This window comes from Bacillus sp. NS1 (genome assembly GCF_058248265.1).
On record NZ_JBZAZF010000001.1, the window covers coordinates 60,984 to 82,226 of the forward strand.

Genomic DNA, 21,243 nt, shown 5'->3' on the forward strand with positions numbered 1-21,243 from the left:
TTATGCTGCTCTTTTCTATTCGTATGTTCGGGATGATACGAGGTGACTAAGTGAAACAAACGAGAGCATTAATGGAAGGTGCTATTTTAATCAGTCTGTTTGCGATCATCACGCTTTTGGTCGTTTATGTTCCTGTGATTGGAACAATTCTGTTATTTGCACTGCCGCTGCCCATGATCCTTTATACGATTAGGCATGGATTGAAGTTAGGGATATGGATGGGTGTTGTCAGTCTTCCGGTTGTTTTTATTGTCGGGTCCTTTACAGGGCTTATTGTAGCTTTTATGTCAGCTTGCGCCGGCATTGCCATGGGGCACTATTTCAAAAAGAAAGAACCCGGGCACGCCATTATTTCGGGCGCTCTTATTTATATGCTTTGTATTGTCTTCTATTTTGTGATAAGCATTCAGTTTTTGGGTATCAATATCATTGATGAAGCGATGACACAATACCGGCAATCTCTAGATATTGTCGAAACTGTATTGAAGCAGTCGGGCAATGCTGAACAGCTTGAGAAGCAATTGAAACTGATGGAAGAACAATTGGGTATCGTTCAATATCTTTTTCCAACAGCTATTGTGATGGTAGGAGCTATTTTTTCTTTCCTCAGTTACCTTATCGCTAAGCCGCTCTTAAGGCGATTCTCCCCCGATATTCCTAATCTAAAGCCTTTTAGAGAGTTGAAGTTTCCGCAAAGTGTTGTAGTGCTGTATTTAATGATTGTCATACTTTCATTTTTGCCTTTAGAAAAAGGCCAAATGCTGTACTCTATCGCTTTAAATGGGGAGTTTATACTCGGGTTTCTGATTTTTATCCAAGGTTTATCATTTATCTTTTTCTATTGCCATAAGAAACAATATCCGAAGGCTGCGGCCGTGATTGCAGTGATTCTTGGGTTTGTGCATCCGATCTTTATGGCAGCCATTCGCATTTTAGGCGTTATGGATATGGGCTTTAATATAAGGAATAAGGTGAAGTGAACATGAGTTTTACTCACATGGTGGGGAGTGATAGAAATGCCAAGCTTTTATGAAAAACCGCTGTTTCGGTATCCCATCTATGCATTGATTGCTCTGTCAATCATTACAATCCTCATCAGCTTTTATTTTAACTGGATTTTAGGAACCGTCGAAGTGCTGCTGCTAGCAGTTATTTTGTTTTTTATTAAACGTGCTGATTCTCTGATTCGACAAGAGATTGATGCTTATATTTCTACGTTATCCTACAGGTTGAAAAAAGTCGGTGAAGAGGCATTGATGGAAATGCCGATCGGCATCATGCTTTTTAATGACCAATATTATATAGAATGGGCGAATCCGTTTCTTTCTTCTTGCTTTAATGAAAGCACATTAGTGGGGAGATCCCTTTACGATACTTGTGAGTCGGTTGTGCCGCTCATCAAACAAGAGGTGGAATCGGAAACGGTTACATTGAACGACCGCAAATTTAAGGTTGTCATCAAACGGGATGAGCGCCTGCTGTATTTCTTTGATGTAACGGAACAAATCCAGATTGAAAAGCTATATGAAAACGAAAGAACCGTGCTGGCGTATATTTTTCTTGATAACTATGATGATGTGACCCAAGGATTGGATGACCAGACGAGAAGCACGATGAACAGCCAGGTAACATCTTTGCTAAACGCTTGGGCTCAGGAGTACGGGATCTTCCTGAAAAGGACGTCTTCAGAACGCTTTATCGCTGTACTTAATGAACACATCTTAACTGAACTCGAAAATTCGAAGTTTTCGATTCTTGATGAGGTGCGGGAAAAAACCTCATTTGACGGTGTAGCGCTGACGTTAAGCGTCGGTGTCGGGGCCTCAGTCTCCTCGCTGAAAGAACTTGGCGATTTGGCGCAATCCAGCTTGGACTTAGCGCTGGGGCGCGGGGGAGACCAAGTAGCCATTAAGCTGCCTAACGGCAAGGTGAAGTTTTACGGCGGTAAAACAAACCCGATGGAGAAACGAACAAGGGTGCGGGCCCGTGTCATTTCTCATGCCTTAAAGGAAATCGTCTCTGAAAGCAGCAATGTGATTATCATGGGGCATAAATTTCCCGACATGGATTCTATCGGCGCGGCGATCGGGATTTTAAAGGTAGCTCAGGCAAATAACAAAGATGGTTTTATCGTCATTGATCCAAATCAAATCGGATCAAGTGTGCAGCGTTTGATTGAGGAAATCAAAAAATATGAAGAGCTGTGGTCAAGATTTATTACGCCTGAAGAAGCGATGGAAATCTCCAATGATGACACGCTGCTTGTAATTGTTGATACACATAAGCCGTCACTTGTTATGGAGGAACGACTCGTCAATAAAATTGAACATATTGTGGTCATCGACCATCACCGCAGGGGTGAGGAGTTTATCAGAGACCCGTTGCTCGTTTATATGGAGCCGTACGCTTCTTCGACAGCGGAATTGGTGACAGAGCTGCTTGAATATCAGCCGAAGCGCTTAAAAATCAATATGATTGAAGCAACAGCCCTATTAGCTGGTATAATAGTGGATACAAAGAGCTTTTCTCTCCGTACTGGCTCGCGGACTTTTGATGCGGCTTCTTATTTAAGGGCAAAAGGCGCCGATACGGTGCTTGTGCAGAAGTTCCTGAAAGAAACCGTTGATTCCTATATTAAACGGGCGAAGCTGATCCAGCATACGGCCCTCTATAAAGAGAACATTGCAATCGCTTCTCTTCCTGAAAATGAAGAGGAATACTTCGACCAAGTGCTGATTGCACAGGCGGCCGATTCGCTGTTGTCGATGAGCGAGGTTGAGGCTTCATTTGCGGTGGCGAGACGGGATGAACAAACGGTTTGTATCAGTGCGAGGTCGCTTGGCGAAGTCAATGTTCAGATCATCATGGAGGCGCTGGAAGGCGGAGGGCATTTAACAAATGCGGCGACTCAGTTGTCCGGCATCTCAGTTTCTGAAGCGCTGGAACGGCTGAAGCACGCCATAGATGAGTATTTTGAGGGAGGCGTACAGAGATGAAGGTTATTTTCTTACAAGATGTAAAAGGAAAAGGAAAAAAAGGCGAAGTCAAAAACGTAGCAGACGGTTATGCGCATAACTTTCTGATTAAAAAAGGCCTCGCGGTTGAAGCGAACGCGTCAAACATCAGCGCGTTAAACGGACAAAAGCAGAAAGAGAAAAAAGAAGCAATTGCCGAGCTTGAGCAGGCAAAGAGCTTAAAAGAGACATTAGAAAAACTGACTGTTGAGCTCAGCGCGAAATCAGGTGAAGGCGGCCGTTTATTTGGTTCTGTGACAAGCAAGCAAATTACTGAACAGCTCCAAAAAGACCATAAGATTAAAGTAGATAAGCGGAAGCTTGACCTGCCGGATGGCATCCGTGCGTTAGGATATACAAACGTGCCTGTGAAACTGCATCCTGAAGTGCAGGCTGTGTTAAAGGTACATGTGAAAGAAGAAGTTTAATAGAAAAGAGGCTTGGGTTGCTCCAAGCCTCTCAGCGTGTCGAGAAACCCTCGCATTCGTTGTCAGTCCTGCGCGTTGGTGCTCACGAATTGCTACATTCGCTGTGCCCCAATGTTCGTTCTACCTAGACTTCAAGGGTTTTCAATCACGCTGAAAAAAGATGACAAAATCCTAAATAAAACCGTTTTAGGATTTTGTCTACAAACTTAGGCTTGGATAACTCCAAGCCTCTTTTTTATTCCACGAGATAAAGAGTTTGCTGGCTTTCTCGGCCAGGTCCTCCTTTCATGCCTTGCTGGCTGCTGTTTGTGCTGCTGGAGGAAGTGCTGTACTCGTCAGATGATATCTCTTTTCCGTTTTTCTTAATCCAGGAAACAAGCTCGCTGTTGCCTGAGTTATTTCCTGATAGAAGGAAGTACTTCACTTTGCCTTCTTTGACCAGATTTTTCAGTTCTGACACAGTCAGAATTGGATCTGTGCCGTTAAATCCGCCCATTGCCATAACAGATTCATTTTCATTAATAATGTATGGCGCAGCCGTTACGGTTGTCAAAGTAGCAAATAGATACTCCTCGCCGGTTTGATGCTTTCTCAGATAAGACAGGAGTCCGGTGTCGACCTCAGAGGAGAACATGCTCCCGCCGTTTGCTGAGCTTTTGAGCTGCGGACCGGATTCAGGAAGAACGCTGTTGCCTCCGTAAAGAAGCGGCGTTGCTGACCAGTAGACCGGTGCGAGCAGCAGAACGCATAAACTGATGATGGTCAGTTGTTTGCTGAACGGGTGACTGCGTTTAAGCAGCAGAAGCGCAAGGGTGATGCCGAGTCCTAAGAGTCCCAGTACATACATCCATACACTGCCAATTTGGCTTGTATAAGCGCTTAGAATATAAACCTGGAATGCAGCTGTGATCAGAACGGCTGCCGGCAGCAGGAAGCTGGCCCAGTCTTTATTGTTTGTGTATAAGCGGTACATCGTATACCATCCGATACCAGAAAGTGCGGCAATCGGCGGTGCCAGCATAATCAAGTAATACTGGTGGAAGAATCCTGCGACACTGAAAAAACCAGCGACAGGAACGAGCCAAGCCGCCCAGAATATTGTTTCTTTCATTTCAGCTGCCTGCCCGCGGCGATCACGGTACCAGCTGACGATTCCGCCCAGCAATCCGATCAATGCGAATGGAAGCATCCAGCTGATTTGGCCGGAAAGTGCCGATTGGAAGAGACGAAGCGGTCCTGCATCGCCGGTGCCGAACATATTCATACTTTTTCCGCCACCACCGCCGGGCCCGCCGTTTCCAGGTCCATTACCGCCTGTTGGAGGTGTGCCTATGCCTCCATTGGAGGTGCCATTTTGTCCGTTAAGCGGCTGAGGCGCCTGTGAATTGTTTCCGAATGATTGATTGCCGTTTTGATTGGAGGTACTTCCGTCAGGCTTGCTGGTTCCGTCCTGAGAGGAAGATGATCCGTTACCGTTTGGCGGTTGCATGGTGCTATTACTCTGCATGTTCCCGCCGCCAGCGGCATTCAAATCACCCCTTGCAAGGCCAGTGGTTTGTCCAAGCAGCCGCTCTGTGCCGTTGTAGCCGAAGGCCAGCTCTAACACTGAGTTGGTCTGGCTGCTTCCTACATAAGGCCGGCTGGAGGATGAGGTTGAATCCACCACAACCGCCCATGAGAGCGAAAGGCCTGTCAGAAGGACGAGAGACAGAAACAGAGACCCGATTTTCTTCTTCAGAGAAACCCGGGATGCAATCAGGTAGAATAACACAAATGCAGGCAATACCATAAACGCTTGCATCATTTTCATATTAAAAGCGAGCCCAATCAGAGCAAATGCCGTCAGCAGCCAAACCAGTTTGCCTTGTTTAACCGCCCGAAGCAGGCAAGCTGAACCGAGCAATAAGGTAAAGACAAGCATGCTGTCAATATTGTTTGTCCGGCTGACGGCTACTGCGATAGGCGTCAGTGCCATGACAAGTGCGGCAATGCGGGCCGCTCCAATTCCAAAGGTCGGTTTGATCATTCTGTAGAGAAGGAATACAGATCCAACTCCAGCAAGAGCCTGAGGAATGATCACACTCCACGTGTGAACGCCGAAAATCAGTGCGAAAATCGTTTGAATCCATAACACAACAGGCGGCTTATCCACTGTTACAAATCCGGAAGGGTCAAATGACGCATAGAAGAAATTGTGGAAGCTTTGCGTCATGCTTTTTACAGCCGCCAAATAGTATTGGTTCGCTGTGTCATCCTGCCAAATGTTATACGCATTCAAAAAAGCCGCTGCAAGCAAAATAAGAATAAGGACTACGTCGAATCGTTTGGTTTTCATCGTTTTTCACCTCTTATGGTTTCTAATTGTAAAAAACAAATATGAAAAACTTATGAATAAACCATAAATATTCAAAGAATTCATAGAAAAAAGCGGAGATAGCTCCCCCGCTTTTACGCTGAATTTCTTTGTTTTTCTGTTTGAAGAATGTATTGATCCCGTCCGGCTCCCGATCCGGCTGCTCCCATTACGACCAGGGCAGCAATGAGAAGCACAATCGGCATTGTCCATGAATGTGTCTGGTCAAAGAGATAGCCGACAAAAATTGGACCGACGGCTGCAAGCAGATAGCCAAATGACTGAGACATGCCTGACAGCGCAGCCGCCTGCTGGGCATTTTCACTGCGGAGACCAATCAAAGTGAGCGCCAGACTAATACTGGAGCCTTGTCCGATACCGATAATCACCATCCAAATGGCGAGTGTTGTGTGGCTGCCGCCTGCTAATAATCCGCATAGACCGATCAGATAGACTGCGGTCAGTGCCGCAACGATACCGCGCTGGTGTTTCACACGGTCAGCTAAAACCGGTGTCAGAAAGGTGGAAGGCAGACTCGCAAATTGCATGAGTGACACCATCCATCCGGCTGTTGACGTATCAATTCCATGTGAACGGAGAATTTCAGGAAACCAGGTGATACTGCTGTAAAATAAAAATGATTGCAGACCCATAAAGATGGTGACAAACCATGCTATTTTGGAAGTCCAAATCGGACTGGTTTGAAGCTTCACCGCCTTGTTTGCTGTATCCCTGTGGCGCAGCTGAGGTATCCAGATCATCAATGCAAGGAAAGCCAGCCCGCCCCATAAGAGAAAGGCCTGCTTCCATCCGCCCCCCATTTGTGCCGCCAAAGGTACGCTGACACCTGATGCTAAGGCAGCGAATATATTCATTGATGTCGTATACAGACTGATCATGATTCCTGATTTTTCAGGGTATTTATGTTTGATTAAGCTTGGCAAAAGAACGTTCCCGATTGCAATTCCGACTCCGATGAGTGCCGTTCCGAAAAACAAAGCGGCAGTATAGCCGGTAGAACGAATCAAAACGCCGATAAACAGTATCAGGAGACCAAGCCATAAGGTTCGCTCATTTCCGAGGCGCTGTCCGAGCTTAGGCGCAATCGGAGAAAGAACTGCAAATGAAAGCAGCGGCAGTGCGGTCAAAAACCCGACTGCCCCATTGGACATGTGCAGTTCTGCCCGGATAGAGCTGACGACCGGACCGACTGAAGTAATCGCGGGCCGTAAGTTAAACGCAATAAAGATAATGCCGGCGATCAGCCAAAACGATTGGATTTTTTTATTCTGTGGATGTGGCAAAGCAGTTACTCCTTCTTTCTAACATATACTAAATATAATTCCGTAAGATGAAAGCAAGTATGCGAACGAATGCTATGATTGTTTTTCTTCTTTCTGCAATTCAGCCATTTTGGCAAGCAGTATATGCTGAGGCATATGCATGATCTGTTCTAGCGGCAGGTTCAAGGACTCTGCAAGCTTTTGGGCAGTTCCAGCAGAAATTTGCAAAGGTCTCACAAAAGATCCCTCCTCTCTTCTGTCCATTGTACAAGAATCAGATGTGAAACGTAAGAAGATGTCACAAAGGAATGGAGCAATCTGTTAATGCCCGTTATAAAAGAGGGAAGGAGGGTTCTTATGCACGCACCGTTGTCATTATTAAAACAAATGCTGACTGAGCATCAGAAAGAAACTGAGAAAGCTGTCACCTTTGAAGAATATATAGCTGTGAGGCGGAAGCTTCAGGAGCTGATGGGGAAATTTGCTTTGTTCGAAGAATGGGATTTGTATCAAAAAGCTGCGGATCTGATGATGCATACAGGCTTCCAATGGATGAAATAAGCTGATCCACGAAAAAACCCCCGCTGCAGCGAAGGGTTTCATTCGTTAAAATGAGTATTCTTCTTCCACATGTTTAAACTGGTCATAAATCACAAGCTTTGCTGGACTGTTTTCTTTTGCCACCTGTTTGGCTTTTTCAATTGCGGCGTCTTTAGATGTATACAAAGCTGTCGGCGCCACATTCTCCACCTTAATAAACCAGCCGTCCGCATCAACATTGGGTGTAACCGAATATTTTTTCATCATCTTTCATTCCTCCCTCAAGTTTTATTGCATTTTTCCCGCCTAGTTACTGTCCGAAACGATCCAATCGGCTAGCTGAAAAAAATAGGAAACAGAGAATTTTTCTATTTTTTTTCTGTAGAAATGGTAGAATGGAGTTTGGAGATTTTTTAATGAGAGGACGGTGCTTAGCATGACAGACCTTCTAAATGATCGGCTTCCCCCGCAAAATATAGAAGCCGAACAAGCCGTGTTAGGCGCTATTTTTTTACAGCCGTCTGCTTTAACACTGGCTTCAGAAGTATTGATTCCAGATGATTTCTATAGAATGTCCCACCAAAAAATCTATAATGCGATGCTGGTGCTCGGTGACCGAGGTGAACCGGTTGATCTGGTGACGGTAACGTCAGAGCTTGCGAATACAGACCTGCTGGAAGAAGTGGGTGGCATTTCTTATCTGACAGATATCGCAAACTCGGTGCCGACAGCGGCTAACATAGAATATTACGCGAAAATCGTTGAGGAAAAATCAATTCTTCGCCGATTAATCAGAACAGCGACAACCATCGCTCAAGACGGGTATACCCGTGAGGATGAGGTCGAGGATTTACTCAGTGAAGCGGAAAAAACGATTATGGAAGTGGCGCAGCGCAAAAACACGAGTGCCTTCCAAAATATTAAGGACGTCCTTGTCCAAACATATGACAATATCGAACAGCTTCACAATCGAAAAGGCGATATTACGGGAATTCCGACAGGGTTTACTGAGCTTGACCGGATGACTGCCGGGTTCCAGCGCAACGACTTGATCATTGTGGCTGCCCGTCCGTCTGTGGGGAAAACGGCCTTTGCCCTAAACATCGCACAAAACGTGGCGACCAAGACCGACGAAAGCGTAGCCATTTTCAGTCTTGAGATGGGTGCAGAGCAGCTCGTTATGCGTATGCTCTGTGCCGAAGGAAACATCAATGCGCAAAATCTTCGTACCGGTAACCTGACGGAAGAGGATTGGGGCAAGCTGACGATGGCGATGGGAAGCCTTTCGAACAGCGGGATTTACATCGATGATACTCCGGGTATCCGCGTGAGTGAAATCCGGGCCAAGTGCCGCCGCTTGAAGCAGGAAAGCGGACTCGGAATGATTTTGATTGACTACTTGCAATTGATTCAGGGAAGCGGACGTTCAAAGGATAACCGTCAGCAGGAAGTATCTGAAATTTCCCGTGAACTGAAGTCGATTGCCAGGGAGCTGCAAGTCCCTGTAATCGCGCTTTCTCAGCTTTCCCGGGGCGTTGAGCAGCGTCAGGATAAACGTCCGATGATGTCTGATATCCGGGAATCAGGAAGTATCGAGCAGGACGCGGATATTGTCGCGTTCCTTTATCGTGATGACTACTATGACAAAGAAACCGAGAATAAAAATATTATTGAAATCATTATTGCCAAACAGCGTAACGGCCCGGTAGGAACCGTGTCTCTTGCGTTCGTAAAAGAATACAACAAATTCGTCAACCTGGAACGGCGTTTTGATGACGCAGGTGTTCCGCCTGGCGCATAAACCCCAAGAGCTGATCTTGGGGTTTTTTCATTCGAAAGATGGAAGAAATACCGTTCGCTTAGCGGATGTAAATTTGAAAGCGTTTTAATAAAATGGTGAAAAAAGGAGATGGTAACATGGGAAACCCTTTTTCATATTTTCACGCAGCACAGATCCGGATTGCGCGGCCTACGGGCCAGCTTGATGAGATCATTCGTTTTTACGAAGAGGGACTGGGCTTGAAACGAATTGGAGAATTTTCGCAGCATAACGGGTATGACGGTGTCATGTTCGGCCTCCCTTATGCCGATTATCATTTGGAATTCACCCAGTATGAGGGGGAAAGCAATGCTCCCGTTCTCCATCCCGACAGCCTCCTCGTTTTTTATGTACCGAACGCAGATGAACTGACAGCAATCACTTCAAGGCTAAAATACATGGGCTATCAAGAGGTTGAATCAGAGAACCCGTACTGGAGCCATGGAGGCGTGACGATAGAGGATCCGGACGGCTGGCGAGTCGTTTTTATGAATACAAATGGGATATCAGGCAAGTAACTCTTTTTCATGCTAAAGTATGAAAGTTTCACGAGCTTTTTTGGACAATGCGGTGAGAAAACGCTTATAAATCGAATGAAAGCGAACGAATATGGATTTTCAATAATTTAATGTTCGGATTTCAATTGACTTTCTGTTTCTTCACTGATAAACTTGATTTGTTTGAATAGAATCGTTTTGAAAGGTTAACGGAGGTGCACGGACATGTCTTCAGTAGTTGTAGTAGGTACGCAATGGGGCGATGAAGGAAAAGGTAAAATTACAGATTTCCTTTCAGAAAATGCAGAAGTGATCGCCCGTTATCAAGGCGGAAATAACGCAGGGCATACAATCAAGTTTGACGGAGTCACATACAAGCTTCACTTAATTCCGTCTGGAATTTTCTATAAGGATAAAACGTGTGTGATCGGAAACGGAATGGTTGTAGATCCGAAAGCATTAGTCACAGAGCTTGCGTATCTTCATGATCGCAACGTTAGTACAGACAACCTGAGAATCAGCAACAGAGCTCACGTCATTCTGCCGTATCATTTGAAATTGGATGAAGTGGAAGAAGAGCGAAAAGGGGCTAATAAGATCGGCACAACGAAAAAAGGAATCGGCCCTGCTTACATGGACAAAGCAGCCCGCATCGGAATTCGCATCGCGGATCTGTTAGACCGTGACGCGTTTGCGGAGAAGCTTGAACGCAATCTTGAAGAAAAAAACCGTCTGCTTGAGAAAATGTACGAGACAGATGGGTTTAAAATTGAGGATATCTTAGACGAATATTATGAATACGGCCAGCAGATTAAAAAATATGTCTGCGATACATCTGTTGTCTTAAATGATGCTCTTGATGAAGGGCGCCGTGTATTGTTTGAAGGCGCGCAAGGGGTTATGCTCGATATCGACCAAGGAACATACCCGTTTGTTACATCATCTAACCCGGTTGCCGGCGGTGTCACGATCGGTTCCGGTGTCGGCCCGACCAAAATTCAGCACGTTGTCGGTGTATCAAAAGCATATACGACTCGTGTCGGCGACGGTCCTTTCCCGACTGAGCTGAAAGATGAAATCGGCGATCAAATCCGTGAAGTCGGCCGCGAGTATGGAACAACAACAGGCCGTCCGCGCCGTGTCGGCTGGTTTGACAGCGTCGTTGTCCGCCACGCCCGCCGTGTGAGCGGAATTACAGATCTTTCTTTGAACTCAATTGACGTTTTAACAGGAATTGAAACGCTGAAAATCTGTGTAGCATACCGCTACAAAGGCGAAATCATTGAAGAATTCCCAGCAAGCCTTAAAGCACTTGCTGAGTGTGAGCCGGTATATGAAGAAATGCCGGGATGGACTGAGGATATTACAGGTGCGAAAAGCTTAAGCGAGCTTCCTGAAAACGCGCGTCACTACCTTGAGCGCGTGTCTCAGCTGACAGGCATTCCGCTTTCTATTTTCTCTGTCGGCCCAGACCGTTCACAGACAAATGTCCTTCGCAGCGTGTACCGTGCGAACTAAATAGATTTTGCTAACAAGCCCCTAATATGGGGCTTGTTTTTTGTTTGAAAGCCGCATATAAGTTGGTCTGAGAAAAAAATATGAAAAAAAACCAAAAAAGTTATTGCCACTTCTATTTGTTCGTGATATTATAAATCTCGTTGTTACGGAAACTGCTTCAATAGAGTACAAGATAGAACTTGATCCAAGTCGTTTGCTCTATGGAAATTCCGACATCTTAAGAGCCATTAGCTCAGTTGGTAGAGCATCTGACTTTTAATCAGAGGGTCGAAGGTTCGAGTCCTTCATGGCTCACCATTTCGTGAAGGCCCGTTGGTCAAGCGGTTAAGACACCGCCCTTTCACGGCGGTAACACGGGTTCGAATCCCGTACGGGTCATTGATTTACTTTAGCGTTATTGCTAAATTCCTTATTTGTCTGCGAGGGTTGACACGACAGCTCTCGCGGCAAATTACTGTAAGGTCCGGTAGTTCAGTTGGTTAGAATGCCTGCCTGTCACGCAGGAGGTCGCGGGTTCGAGTCCCGTCCGGACCGCCATTTTACTTTACTTAGTAGAGAAAAATAAAACATTTGGCTCGGTAGCTCAGTTGGTAGAGCAACGGACTGAAAATCCGTGTGTCGGCGGTTCGATTCCGTCCCGAGCCACTTACCAAACGCATCTGCAATCGTAGGTGCGTTTTTTCTTTTAGGAAAAAGGCAAACATGAGGAGTGTTATAATAGAAGAAAAAGGGAGAACCGGCCCTGGGGCCGGCTCAAAGAAGAAGACGTCATTGATAAAGACGCACTCCGGTGAGGGGAGGTTTCAGTAAAGTTATCTATTTAAAAAAAAGTTGACCAGCATGACAAAAGATAAACAATTGGCGGATAAAGGTGAAACATGTGTTTTTTTCTAAACCTTTATTTTTTTTATCTTTTGACCTTAAACCGTTATAATAGACAAGGACCCATTGTTTACATGGGCCATAATTGATGAAATGAATGTTATATAGATGAAATGAAGTTATTCGGCAGGAGGAAAATCAAAATGATGGATAAAAAGATCCTTGTAGTAGATGATGAAAAACCGATTGCAGATATATTGGAATTTAACTTAAGAAAAGAAGGCTATGAAGTGCACTGTGCCCACGACGGGAACGAAGCCGTTGAAATGGTAGAAGAGCTTCAGCCTGATTTAATTCTTTTAGATATTATGCTTCCTAATAAAGACGGCGTTGAAGTATGCCGCGAAGTCAGAAAGAAGCACGATATGCCAATCATTATGCTGACCGCTAAGGATTCAGAAATTGACAAGGTTATTGGGCTTGAAATTGGTGCTGATGACTATGTCACAAAACCATTTAGCACACGCGAGCTCCTGGCACGTGTAAAGGCCAACCTGCGCCGCCAGCTGACAACAGCGCCTGCGGAGGAAGAGCCGTCCTCTAATGAGATTCATATCGGCTCTCTCGTCATCTTCCCTGACGCGTACGTCGTATCAAAACGAGATGAAACAATCGAATTGACTCATCGTGAGTTCGAACTGCTTCATTATTTAGCAAAACATATCGGACAAGTGATGACCCGTGAACATTTGCTTCAAACCGTTTGGGGCTATGATTACTTCGGCGATGTCAGAACGGTTGACGTAACGGTCCGCCGGCTTCGTGAAAAAATCGAAGACAACCCGAGCCATCCAAATTGGATTGTCACACGCCGCGGCGTAGGTTATTACTTGAGAAACCCAGAACAGGACTAATGCCCTTATGAATAAGGTTGGTTTTTTTCGGTCGATCCAATTTAAGATTACCTTGATTTATGTGCTTTTGATTATCATTGCAATGCAAATCATTGGTGTGTATTTTGTCAATCAGGTAGAGAAGTCGCTGATCAGTTCCTATGAACAATCGCTGAATCAGCGAATCGACAACCTTTCTTACTATATTGAACAAGAATATAAAAGCGATAACGACAGTACCGTCATCAAGGATGACGTCAGCCGTATTTTGAATGACTTCACGAAAAGTGATGAGGTCCGGGAAATTAGTTTTGTAGATAAAAGCTATGAAGTGGTTGGTTCTTCAAAGCCGTATGGTGAGGAAGTAGCAGGGAAACAAACGACCGATCTGATCTTTAAAAGAATTTTTTCTACTAAACAATCTTATTTAAGAAAGTACTATGACCCGAAAAGCAAAATCAGAGTTCTCATTTCCGCGAAGCCTGTCATGACTGAAAACCAAGAGGTTGTCGGAGCGATCTATGTTGTCGCGAGCATGGAAGAGGTCTTTAATCAAATGAAGACCATCAACACGATACTGGCATCCGGCACAGGTTTGGCACTTGTTTTGACGGCGCTTCTAGGTATTTTTCTGGCAAGAACCATTACCCATCCGCTTTCGGATATGAGAAAGCAAGCGATGGAGCTTGCGAAAGGGAATTTCTCGAGGAAGGTTAAAAAGTACGGGCATGATGAAATTGGGCAGCTCGCCACCACGTTTAATCACTTAACGAGAGAGCTTGAAGATGCCCAGGCGATGACAGAAGGAGAGCGCAGAAAGCTTGCTTCTGTTATTGCCTATATGACAGACGGCGTTATCGCTACAAATCGAAACGGAGCGATTATTCTCTTAAACAGCCCGGCGCTGGAGCTATTGAACGTTTCACGTGAAACAGCCTTAGAAATGCCGATTACGAGCTTGCTGGGGATTCAAGAGAATTATACGTTTGAAGATTTAGTCGAGCAGCAGGATTCTATGCTGCTTGAAATTGAGCGGGATGATGAATTAACGGTGCTTCGCGTGAATTTCTCTGTGATCCAAAGGGAACATGGCAAAATCGATGGTTTAATCGCTGTCATTTACGATGTAACCGAGCAAGAGAAAATGGATCAGGAACGCAGAGAGTTCGTTGCGAATGTTTCACACGAGTTGCGGACGCCGCTCACGACAATGCGCAGTTATTTAGAGGCATTAGCGGAAGGTGCGTGGGAAAATAAAGATATTGCCCCGCGTTTCTTAATGGTGACGCAAAATGAAACAGAGCGCATGATCCGGCTTGTTAATGATCTGCTTCAGCTCTCGAAATTTGACAGCAAGGATTATCAATTTAACCGGGAATGGATTCAGATTGTCCGGTTTATGTCGCTTATTATTGACCGTTTTGAAATGACAAAAGAACAGCATGTGGAATTTATCCGAAATCTGCCGGACAGAGATCTGTACGTCGAGATTGACCAGGATAAAATTACACAGGTGCTCGATAATATTATTTCTAACGCTTTAAAATACTCACCGGAAGGCGGTCATGTCACATTCACGATTGATGTAAATGAAGAGGAAGAACTTCTTTATATCAGTGTCAAGGATGAAGGGATCGGAATTCCGAAAAAAGATGTCGAAAAGGTCTTTGACCGCTTCTACAGGGTTGATAAAGCGAGAACGAGAAAGCTCGGCGGCACCGGTCTGGGATTGGCGATTGCCAGGGAAATGGTTCAGGCGCACGGCGGAGATATTTGGGCGGACAGCGTAGAAGGAAAAGGCACGACGATTACATTTACTCTTCCATATAAAGAGGAGCAAGAGGATGATTGGGATGAAGCGTGAAAATATAAAAACGATATTACTTACGGTACTCGTCATCATCAGTCTTGTGTTTACGTGGGGGATATGGACGTTCCAGCCAAACTTTTCTGAAGGCTCATCATCAACAGAGTCTACTGTGCGTGAGAAACATAAAATCGAAAAAAACACCCAAAAGCTTTCTGAAACGGTAAGGCCGAGGGACATGTTTATCCATGATGACGGCGCTCATTACAGAGTCGATAATGAAGCCTATGAAGAAGTCTGGTCTGACTTGCCGCATTGGGATGTAAAAGGAATCAAAGATATTTCTGATCAGTATGACAAGGTTGGATTCAAGAGCTGGTTTTATGGAATAGGCGGTTTTGAAGCGAAGCTTGACTTGCAATTCAACGACACAATTCCGATTGATATTTTCCAAACGCTGTTTAAATGGTCCAATCAGTCATTTGAATACAGTTCGTTTGATCATATTCTGATCCCGTTCAACGAAACGAAAGCGAATAAAAAGATCTATTTGGTGTCTTACAGCAAGCAGCTCATTCTGGAAGTGACCGTTGAATCGGCAAACTACCGGAACATTATGAATGACTTGAACAGCAGGAAATCAAGCATGCCGGCGTTCAGTTTGTTCTCCATTGGTTCAAAGAAAGAGTTCCTGCTGCCGAACAAAACGCTTACGATGGACAAGAAAGAATTTGTCACAGAATCAATTAAAACAAATACCTTTAAGCAGGCCTTGTTCAGCGACCCGAGCATTGTAAGGGAAGATTCAAATTACAACAACAGAAATGTGCTGACAGATGGCATCAGCCGTTTAGATGTGAATCTAAGCCAGCGCCAAGTGCAATTCCAGCAGCGCAATTTGGTGCAGAGTACATCTTATCAAACAGGTGAATTAATCAAAAAGAGCCACAAATACCTTGAGGATACGGGAAGCTGGACGGATCACTATCAATTTTTCAATATCAATGACAGCCAGCAGTTGAGCTTCTATATCTTTATGGATCAGATGCCGGTCATTAACAGCACCGTTAAACCGTTCGGAGCGACATCAGCAATTACGTTGCAGTGGGCGAACGATGATATTCTCAGCTATAAGCGGCCGAATTACAGTCTCGGAACGAATCCGATCAAAACAAGTGAGACAGAGCTGATGAGCGGCAGCGAAGTGAAGATGCTGCTTTCTAAACAAACCAAATATGATACGGACAAAATTGACCAGATCTTCCTTGCTTATCAATTGGTATCAACATCAACCAATGATGACCCTCTAGTTGAATTGGAACCGGTTTGGGCAATGAAAATCAATGGAAAAATTGTGCCGATTACAAAGGACTTATTGACGAAGGAGGGGGCAAACAGTGGAGTGGAATAAGACAAAATCAATCTTCATCGTTGCCTTCCTCATTTTAGATATTTTCTTAGGCTATCAGTTTTTTCAAAAATGGCAGGCTACCAGCAAAGAATATGAAGTCATTAAAAATGATGTCGAACATGACATGAAGGCTGACCATATCACGTACGAAGGCCTGAATAAGGAAGCAACAGAAGGCTACCGGATCACAGCAAATCAAAAGGCCTTTACCAAGGAGGAAATTGAGGCGCTTAAGGATCAAAAGCCTTTAATGGACATGCCTAGTGATGATCATAAAGTAACAAGCCTGAAAATGAAGTTTACGAATCCGATCGCCCTATCAAAGAAAAATATTGAGGACGATGCCCAGGCACTTGTTTCTTCAAAAATCCAAGATGGTGAAAAATATAATTTTTGGAAGGTTGATAAATCGAAGAAAGAAATTATTTTCTTCCAAACGTATGAAGGCCATTATATTTACCAGAAGACGGACAATTCCTCTAATATGATCGGGCAAGTGGTGTTGCACTTAAACGCTAAAAATGAGGTTGAGTCGTACGACCAGACAACGCTTGAGACCTTCAAGCAAATTCAGAAAGAAAGCTTGATCACTGAAATGGATGCGGTTGAGCTATTGTACTATCAAAATCAATTAAAAGAATACAGCACTGTGAAGAGCTGTAAATTCGGCTACGTAGCACAATATCCGCTGACAAGTACGCAGGTGCTGGCGCCGGTATGGAGAATTACGGTCGAGTACGATAAAAAAGTGAACGGCGAGAAAAAGACAGTACAAGAGTATTTCACTGTGAATGCTTTGGAGAGTACGATTTTAGATACAGATCAATGAAAATAATGGAGTGAGACAAACATGAGCTTGCAATTTAGCGTACTTGCGAGCGGGAGTACGGGAAATGCGTTTTATCTCGAAACAGAGGATCACGCATTTTTGGTGGACGCCGGTTTGAGCGGGAAAGCCATGGATGGGCTAATGGCGCAAATTGGGCGTAAGCTGGATGATGTAGACGGCATTTTTGTGACGCATGAGCATAGTGACCATATTAAGGGCCTCGGCGTAGTCGCCAGAAAGTACAAGCTTCCGATCTATGCGAATGAGAAGACTTGGAAAGCGATGGAGAACCAGATCGGCAAAATAGACACCGATCAAAAGTTTGTCTTTCCGATGGAGACGGTGAAGTCGTTTGGCGGACTTGATGTCGAATCGTTTGGCGTCTCCCACGACGCGGCGGAACCGATGTTTTATGTATTCCATTATAACGGCCGAAAGCTCGCATTAATGACAGATACGGGATACGTCAGCGACCGGATGAAAGGGATTATCCGCTCAGCGAATGTGTTTGTGTTTGAAAGCAACCACGATGTCGGCATGCTGCAAATGGGAAGATACCCATGGAGCATTAAGCGGCGGATTTTAAGTGACGTCGGGCACGTTTCAAATGAAGATGCTGCCTTGGCGATGACTGATGTCATTGGCGACGAGACGTCACGTATTTACCTGGCGCATTTGAGTCAGGATAACAATATGAAGGAGCTGGCGAGAATGTCTGTACAGCAGACATTGGCTACTAAAGGATTTGTGACGGGTGAGACATTTGATTTGTATGACACCGATCCGAAGAAGGCGACTCCGCTTTGCGCTGTATAATTTTTCTATGTAAATCATGACTATTATAGGAGCTTCTAACCCACAATATAACCATATTAACGTTCTTGGAAAGGATGGAATATGGTGGATTACGATCGTGAGGAAGAACATACTACTCCTGAACAGCCAAAGAGAAGCAAAAAAGGATATTTTCTTTCCAGTCTGATTGGCGTGATTGTCGGTGCCGTATTAATGGCGTTTCTCATGCCGTACTTTTCAAATGAAGGGTTAGATACGGGTGCCTTAGATCAGCAGCAGAACAACAATAGCCGGGAATCAATCAGGACGGTGAATGTCAGTGTCAACAATGCAGTCACCAAGATTGTCAGCAATGTGTCGCCTGCCGTTGTTGGGGTTGTGAACATCCAAAAATCAGATATTTGGGGAGAGAGCGGCGAGGCTGGGAGCGGCTCTGGCGTGATCTATAAGAAAAATGACAACTCCGCTTATGTCGTGACCAACCATCATGTCATCGAGGGCGCTTCCCAAATTGAAATCAGCCTAAAAGACGGCTCACGTGTATCAGCTGAACTTGTCGGCAGCGACCAGCTAATGGACCTTGCTGTTTTACGGGTGAAAAGCGACAAGATCAAAGCGGTCGCTGACTTCGGAAACTCAGATAAAGTCAAATCTGGTGAGCCGGTTATCGCAATCGGAAACCCATTAGGCCTTGAGTTTGCAGGCTCTGTCACACAGGGCGTCATCTCAGGTACAGAGAGGGCAATTCCTGTGGATTCAAACGATGACGGTCAGCCTGACTGGAACGCAGAAGTCCTGCAAACAGATGCGGCCATTAACCCTGGGAACAGCGGAGGCGCTTTGTTAAATATGGATGGGAAAGTCATTGGCATCAATTCAATGAAAATTGCCGAATCGGCGGTTGAAGGGATTGGCCTGTCGATTCCGTCTAAGCTTGTGATCCCTGTGATAGAGGATTTAGAGAAATACGGCAAAGTCAAACGCCCGTTTCTTGGCATTGAGATGAAATCGCTAAGCGACATCGCAAGCTATCATTGGGATGAAACATTGAAGCTTCCTAAGAATGTCACCAATGGATCGGTTGTGATGGGGGTAGATGCCTTCTCACCTGCCGGAAAAGCAGGGCTGAAGGAACTGGATGTCATTACGGAATTTGACGGATACAAAGTAAATGATATTGTTGATCTGCGAAAGCGGCTGTATCAGAAAAAAGTCGGTGACCGGGTGAAGGTAAAGTTTTACCGGGGCGGAAAAGAAAAATCCGTTGACATTAAGCTGTCCTCCGCAGACCAATTAGGAAGTTAATAAAAACAGTCTGGCACCGTTGCCAGTCTGTTTTTTTATGCAAAAAAACTGAACGAGGGTCACGCCCGTTCAGTTGAAAAAGGATATATCGAATTTGAAGAAAAATACAAGATGGGTGTTACACGTGAAACAGCAGGCAATGCCTGTTAGCTGCAAATCCTTCCATTTTCAGCATTGACTTTAATGGTTTGTTCCGTGTGGTTGCTGGCTGTAATTTTAATGACGTACACATAGATGCCGTTTTCTTTCTTCAATGCAGAAGATTTGACTGTACCTTTGCATTTGTTCAGTGCAATGCTTTGTGCTTTTGCTTTTGTGACTGTTGCTTGTTTGTTGTCAACGTGATGCTTGACGACTTTTCCGCTGCTGCAGTTGATGTTGAAGGTGTGAACTTTTCCGTCTTCGCCGAGCACCTTAATAACATAGACGTAAACATCGTTTACTTTCTTCATTTGAGCTGATTGAACTGCGCCGTTGCAGTTGTGTAATGCAATCGTTTTCGCTTTAGAAAGTGTAATAGAAGTCTGCTGCTTTGTTTGGACTTTAGCAGTGTCCTCTTTATGCAGAACAGCCGCGTGTGCGGAAGATAAAGAACTGATTGAGATGACGGCGCCTAAGGCAGCTGCAGATAATATTTTTACATTCATTAGTATTCCTCCTTAGTGAGATGATGTAAAAAGAACTGAACGCGGGTCACACACGTTCAGTTTAAAAGATTATTTAGAAAAAGGTAGACATGAACTTAGAACTTCGTGTTAAAACAAGACTGGTGTTACACGTTGAATCGGGCAGTTGTTTCACTGCTGGCAAGTATCAATTTTTTATTTGCAAATGCTTCCGTTTTCAGCGTTCACTTTCACTGTTTGCTCAGTGTGGTTTTGGGCAGTGATTTTAATGACGTAAACGTATTTACCGTTTTCTTTCTTCAATGCAGAAGATTTCACTGTGCCTTTGCATTTGTTTAGCGCGATTTTATGCGCTTTTGTTTTCGTAATGGCTGCGTTTTTCTTTTGCACTTCTTGTTTTACGATTTTACCGCTGTCACAGTTGACATGGATTGTGTGAGTGCTGCCATCTTCGCCCAGCACTTTTACAACGTAGATGTAAACGCCGTTTTCTTTCTTCAGTTCAGAAGATTGAACTGCGCCTTTGTATTTGTTCAGTGCAATGTGATGCGCTTTTGTGTTTGAAATATGTGCTTGTTTCTTTTGCTCGTGTTTTGCGACTTTGCCGTTTTCTCCATTGATATGGAACGTGTGAAGGCTGCCGTCTTCACCCATTACTTTCACGACATAAACGTAAACACCGTTTTCTTTCTTCAGCTCAGATGATTGAACCGCACCTTTGCAGTTTTTCAAAGCAATAGAATGAGCTTTTGATTTGCTAATATAGCTTTGTTTCTTTTGAACGTCATGTTTCACAACTTTTCCGCTGTCGCAGTTGACGTTCATCGTATGCTGTTTTCCGTCCTCACCGAGAACTTTGACAACATAAACGTAAGTGCCGTTCACTTTCTTCATTTGGGCTGATTGAACAGTACCCTTGCATTTGTTCAAAGCAACTTGTTTTGCTTTTGCTATTGTGATGGAAGCCTGCTGCTTCGTCTCGACCTTCGCTGATGTGTCATCCTTTTGAATGACAGCGGCATGGGCAGAAGTTAAAGAACTGATTGAGAGAATCGTTCCCAGCGCGGCTCCTGATAAAACTTTGGTGATATTCATATGATGTTCCTCCTTTGATTTCATTGTTGGCTGAACCAACTAAGGCTATTGTATAGGCCGAAGCTGAAAATCAAATGAGGGCTTGCTGAAAACTTGCTGAATTCAGCTGATTTTTAGGGAGGATTCAGTTGGTTTTCAGATAAAAACGAATAATAGGAGGGGAAGGGAAAAAACTAATCAGAGGTTTATGCCAACTAAGGAGAGAGCA

19 protein-coding genes, 4 tRNA genes and 1 pseudogene are annotated in these 21,243 nt (G+C 44.6%); 18 read left to right on the top strand and 6 right to left on the bottom strand.

Annotated elements, in window-relative coordinates:
• Positions 1-50: 50 nt before the first annotated feature.
• From AC4CV5_RS00345 to rplI, 3 genes are read left to right on the top strand one after another with little or no spacing between them, the layout of a single operon-like run.
• On the top strand, positions 51-980 hold the full coding sequence (locus AC4CV5_RS00345) for a YybS family protein (protein ID WP_166846212.1): 930 nt from the start codon (positions 51-53) through the stop codon (positions 978-980).
• Positions 981-1,016: 36 nt separating this feature from the next.
• On the top strand, positions 1,017-2,996 hold the full coding sequence (gene gdpP, locus AC4CV5_RS00350; protein ID WP_003219170.1) for a cyclic-di-AMP phosphodiesterase GdpP: 1,980 nt from the start codon (positions 1,017-1,019) through the stop codon (positions 2,994-2,996).
• Entirely contained in the window at positions 2,993-3,442 is a 450-nt protein-coding gene (gene rplI / locus AC4CV5_RS00355) for a 50S ribosomal protein L9 (RefSeq protein ID WP_166846215.1), read from the top strand. Before gdpP ends, rplI begins: the two co-directional genes overlap by 4 nt.
• A 235-nt stretch (positions 3,443-3,677) precedes the next feature.
• Here the strand turns inward: rplI and AC4CV5_RS00360 are convergent, their stop codons facing one another.
• The 3 genes from AC4CV5_RS00360 to AC4CV5_RS00370 all read right to left on the bottom strand — a co-directional run bounded on the left by AC4CV5_RS00360 (position 3,678) and on the right by AC4CV5_RS00370 (position 7,315).
• A complete protein-coding gene (locus AC4CV5_RS00360) occupies positions 3,678-5,777 on the bottom strand; it encodes an ArnT family glycosyltransferase (protein ID WP_490921876.1) in 2,100 nt (699 codons plus the stop codon).
• A gap of 113 nt (positions 5,778-5,890) precedes the next feature.
• Positions 5,891-7,099, bottom strand: a complete 1,209-nt coding sequence (locus AC4CV5_RS00365; protein ID WP_222142420.1) for a CynX/NimT family MFS transporter — start codon at positions 7,097-7,099, stop codon at positions 5,891-5,893.
• A 72-nt stretch (positions 7,100-7,171) separates the two neighbouring features.
• Positions 7,172-7,315: a YycC family protein gene (locus AC4CV5_RS00370; RefSeq protein ID WP_490921879.1), complete on the bottom strand. Its 144-nt coding sequence runs from the start codon at positions 7,313-7,315 to the stop codon at positions 7,172-7,174.
• 120 nt (positions 7,316-7,435) lie between these two features.
• Here AC4CV5_RS00370 and AC4CV5_RS00375 point away from each other — a divergent pair, with 120 nt between their 5' ends.
• Entirely contained in the window at positions 7,436-7,639 is a 204-nt protein-coding gene (locus tag AC4CV5_RS00375; RefSeq protein WP_166846238.1) for a hypothetical protein, read from the top strand.
• 45 nt (positions 7,640-7,684) lie between these two features.
• Here AC4CV5_RS00375 and AC4CV5_RS00380 read toward each other — a convergent pair whose 3' ends face one another.
• Complete coding sequence (locus AC4CV5_RS00380; RefSeq protein WP_166846241.1) at positions 7,685-7,885, bottom strand: DUF2188 domain-containing protein; 201 nt, start codon at positions 7,883-7,885, stop codon at positions 7,685-7,687.
• A gap of 169 nt (positions 7,886-8,054) precedes the next feature.
• Between AC4CV5_RS00380 and dnaB the strand changes: the two genes are divergently transcribed.
• The 14 genes and pseudogenes from dnaB to AC4CV5_RS00450 all read left to right on the top strand — a co-directional run bounded on the left by dnaB (position 8,055) and on the right by AC4CV5_RS00450 (position 19,464).
• Entirely contained in the window at positions 8,055-9,419 is a 1,365-nt protein-coding gene (gene dnaB / locus AC4CV5_RS00385) for a replicative DNA helicase (protein ID WP_003226923.1), read from the top strand.
• 116 nt (positions 9,420-9,535) lie between these two features.
• Complete coding sequence (locus tag AC4CV5_RS00390; protein WP_490921882.1) at positions 9,536-9,955, top strand: VOC family protein; 420 nt, start codon at positions 9,536-9,538, stop codon at positions 9,953-9,955.
• 204 nt (positions 9,956-10,159) lie between these two features.
• Complete coding sequence (gene purA, locus AC4CV5_RS00395) at positions 10,160-11,452, top strand: adenylosuccinate synthase (RefSeq protein WP_222142416.1); 1,293 nt, start codon at positions 10,160-10,162, stop codon at positions 11,450-11,452.
• Positions 11,453-11,673: 221 nt separating this feature from the next.
• Positions 11,674-11,749, top strand: a tRNA-Lys gene (locus tag AC4CV5_RS00400).
• 9 nt (positions 11,750-11,758) lie between these two features.
• A tRNA-Glu gene (locus tag AC4CV5_RS00405) sits at positions 11,759-11,830 on the top strand.
• Between the two features lie 82 nt (positions 11,831-11,912).
• A tRNA-Asp gene (locus tag AC4CV5_RS00410) sits at positions 11,913-11,989 on the top strand.
• A 35-nt stretch (positions 11,990-12,024) separates the two neighbouring features.
• Positions 12,025-12,097, top strand: a tRNA-Phe gene (locus AC4CV5_RS00415).
• Between the two features lie 383 nt (positions 12,098-12,480).
• Positions 12,481-13,188, top strand: coding sequence for a cell wall metabolism DNA-binding response regulator WalR (walR, locus tag AC4CV5_RS00420; protein WP_166854561.1), 708 nt, complete (start codon positions 12,481-12,483; stop codon positions 13,186-13,188).
• Positions 13,189-13,195: 7 nt separating this feature from the next.
• Positions 13,196-15,031 (top strand): cell wall metabolism sensor histidine kinase WalK, encoded by a 1,836-nt coding sequence (gene walK, locus AC4CV5_RS00425; RefSeq protein WP_490921884.1) that lies wholly within the window; start codon positions 13,196-13,198, stop codon positions 15,029-15,031.
• Entirely contained in the window at positions 15,021-16,385 is a 1,365-nt protein-coding gene (walH, locus tag AC4CV5_RS00430; RefSeq protein WP_248602792.1) for a WalRK two-component regulatory system regulator WalH, read from the top strand. Before walK ends, walH begins: the two co-directional genes overlap by 11 nt.
• Positions 16,372-17,214 carry a WalRK two-component regulatory system regulator WalI gene (gene walI, locus AC4CV5_RS00435; RefSeq protein WP_166846253.1) on the top strand — a complete coding sequence of 281 codons (843 nt, stop codon included), beginning with the start codon at positions 16,372-16,374 and terminating at the stop codon, positions 17,212-17,214. The genes walH and walI overlap by 14 nt, the downstream gene beginning before the upstream one ends.
• A 21-nt stretch (positions 17,215-17,235) precedes the next feature.
• Positions 17,236-18,030, top strand: coding sequence for an MBL fold metallo-hydrolase (locus AC4CV5_RS00440; RefSeq protein WP_014115842.1), 795 nt, complete (start codon positions 17,236-17,238; stop codon positions 18,028-18,030).
• A gap of 81 nt (positions 18,031-18,111) precedes the next feature.
• Positions 18,112-19,314, top strand: coding sequence for a serine protease HtrC (gene htrC / locus AC4CV5_RS00445; RefSeq protein WP_490921887.1), 1,203 nt, complete (start codon positions 18,112-18,114; stop codon positions 19,312-19,314).
• Between the two features lie 19 nt (positions 19,315-19,333).
• Positions 19,334-19,464: pseudogene (locus AC4CV5_RS00450) on the top strand (hypothetical protein).
• On the opposite strand, the gene AC4CV5_RS00455 reads toward AC4CV5_RS00450, so the two are convergent.
• Both AC4CV5_RS00455 and AC4CV5_RS00460 read right to left on the bottom strand, forming a co-directional pair.
• Positions 19,461-19,961 carry a PepSY domain-containing protein gene (locus AC4CV5_RS00455; protein ID WP_222142414.1) on the bottom strand — a complete coding sequence of 167 codons (501 nt, stop codon included), beginning with the start codon at positions 19,959-19,961 and terminating at the stop codon, positions 19,461-19,463. The pseudogene AC4CV5_RS00450 and the gene AC4CV5_RS00455 overlap by 4 nt on opposite strands.
• A 174-nt stretch (positions 19,962-20,135) precedes the next feature.
• Entirely contained in the window at positions 20,136-21,035 is a 900-nt protein-coding gene (locus AC4CV5_RS00460; protein ID WP_490921890.1) for a PepSY domain-containing protein, read from the bottom strand.
• Positions 21,036-21,243 lie beyond the last annotated feature (208 nt).

Excerpts from the sequence above, each read along its gene's own strand:
- rplI (WP_166846215.1), top strand. The coding sequence starts at position 2,993 with ATGAAGGTTATTTTCTTACAAGATGTAAAAGGAAAAGGAAAAAAAGGC.
- gdpP (WP_003219170.1), top strand. The coding sequence starts at position 1,017 with ATGCCAAGCTTTTATGAAAAACCGCTGTTTCGGTATCCCATCTATGCA.
- walK (WP_490921884.1), top strand. The coding sequence starts at position 13,196 with ATGAATAAGGTTGGTTTTTTTCGGTCGATCCAATTTAAGATTACCTTG.
- dnaB (WP_003226923.1), top strand. The coding sequence starts at position 8,055 with ATGACAGACCTTCTAAATGATCGGCTTCCCCCGCAAAATATAGAAGCC.
- purA (WP_222142416.1), top strand. The coding sequence starts at position 10,160 with ATGTCTTCAGTAGTTGTAGTAGGTACGCAATGGGGCGATGAAGGAAAA.
- AC4CV5_RS00380 (WP_166846241.1), bottom strand. The coding sequence starts at position 7,885 with ATGATGAAAAAATATTCGGTTACACCCAATGTTGATGCGGACGGCTGG.
- AC4CV5_RS00455 (WP_222142414.1), bottom strand. The coding sequence starts at position 19,961 with ATGAATGTAAAAATATTATCTGCAGCTGCCTTAGGCGCCGTCATCTCA.
- AC4CV5_RS00460 (WP_490921890.1), bottom strand. The coding sequence starts at position 21,035 with ATGAATATCACCAAAGTTTTATCAGGAGCCGCGCTGGGAACGATTCTC.
- AC4CV5_RS00440 (WP_014115842.1), top strand. The coding sequence starts at position 17,236 with ATGAGCTTGCAATTTAGCGTACTTGCGAGCGGGAGTACGGGAAATGCG.
- walR (WP_166854561.1), top strand. The coding sequence starts at position 12,481 with ATGGATAAAAAGATCCTTGTAGTAGATGATGAAAAACCGATTGCAGAT.
- AC4CV5_RS00360 (WP_490921876.1), bottom strand. The coding sequence starts at position 5,777 with ATGAAAACCAAACGATTCGACGTAGTCCTTATTCTTATTTTGCTTGCA.
- walH (WP_248602792.1), top strand. The coding sequence starts at position 15,021 with ATGAAGCGTGAAAATATAAAAACGATATTACTTACGGTACTCGTCATC.
- AC4CV5_RS00390 (WP_490921882.1), top strand. The coding sequence starts at position 9,536 with ATGGGAAACCCTTTTTCATATTTTCACGCAGCACAGATCCGGATTGCG.
- AC4CV5_RS00375 (WP_166846238.1), top strand. The coding sequence starts at position 7,436 with ATGCACGCACCGTTGTCATTATTAAAACAAATGCTGACTGAGCATCAG.
- htrC (WP_490921887.1), top strand. The coding sequence starts at position 18,112 with ATGGTGGATTACGATCGTGAGGAAGAACATACTACTCCTGAACAGCCA.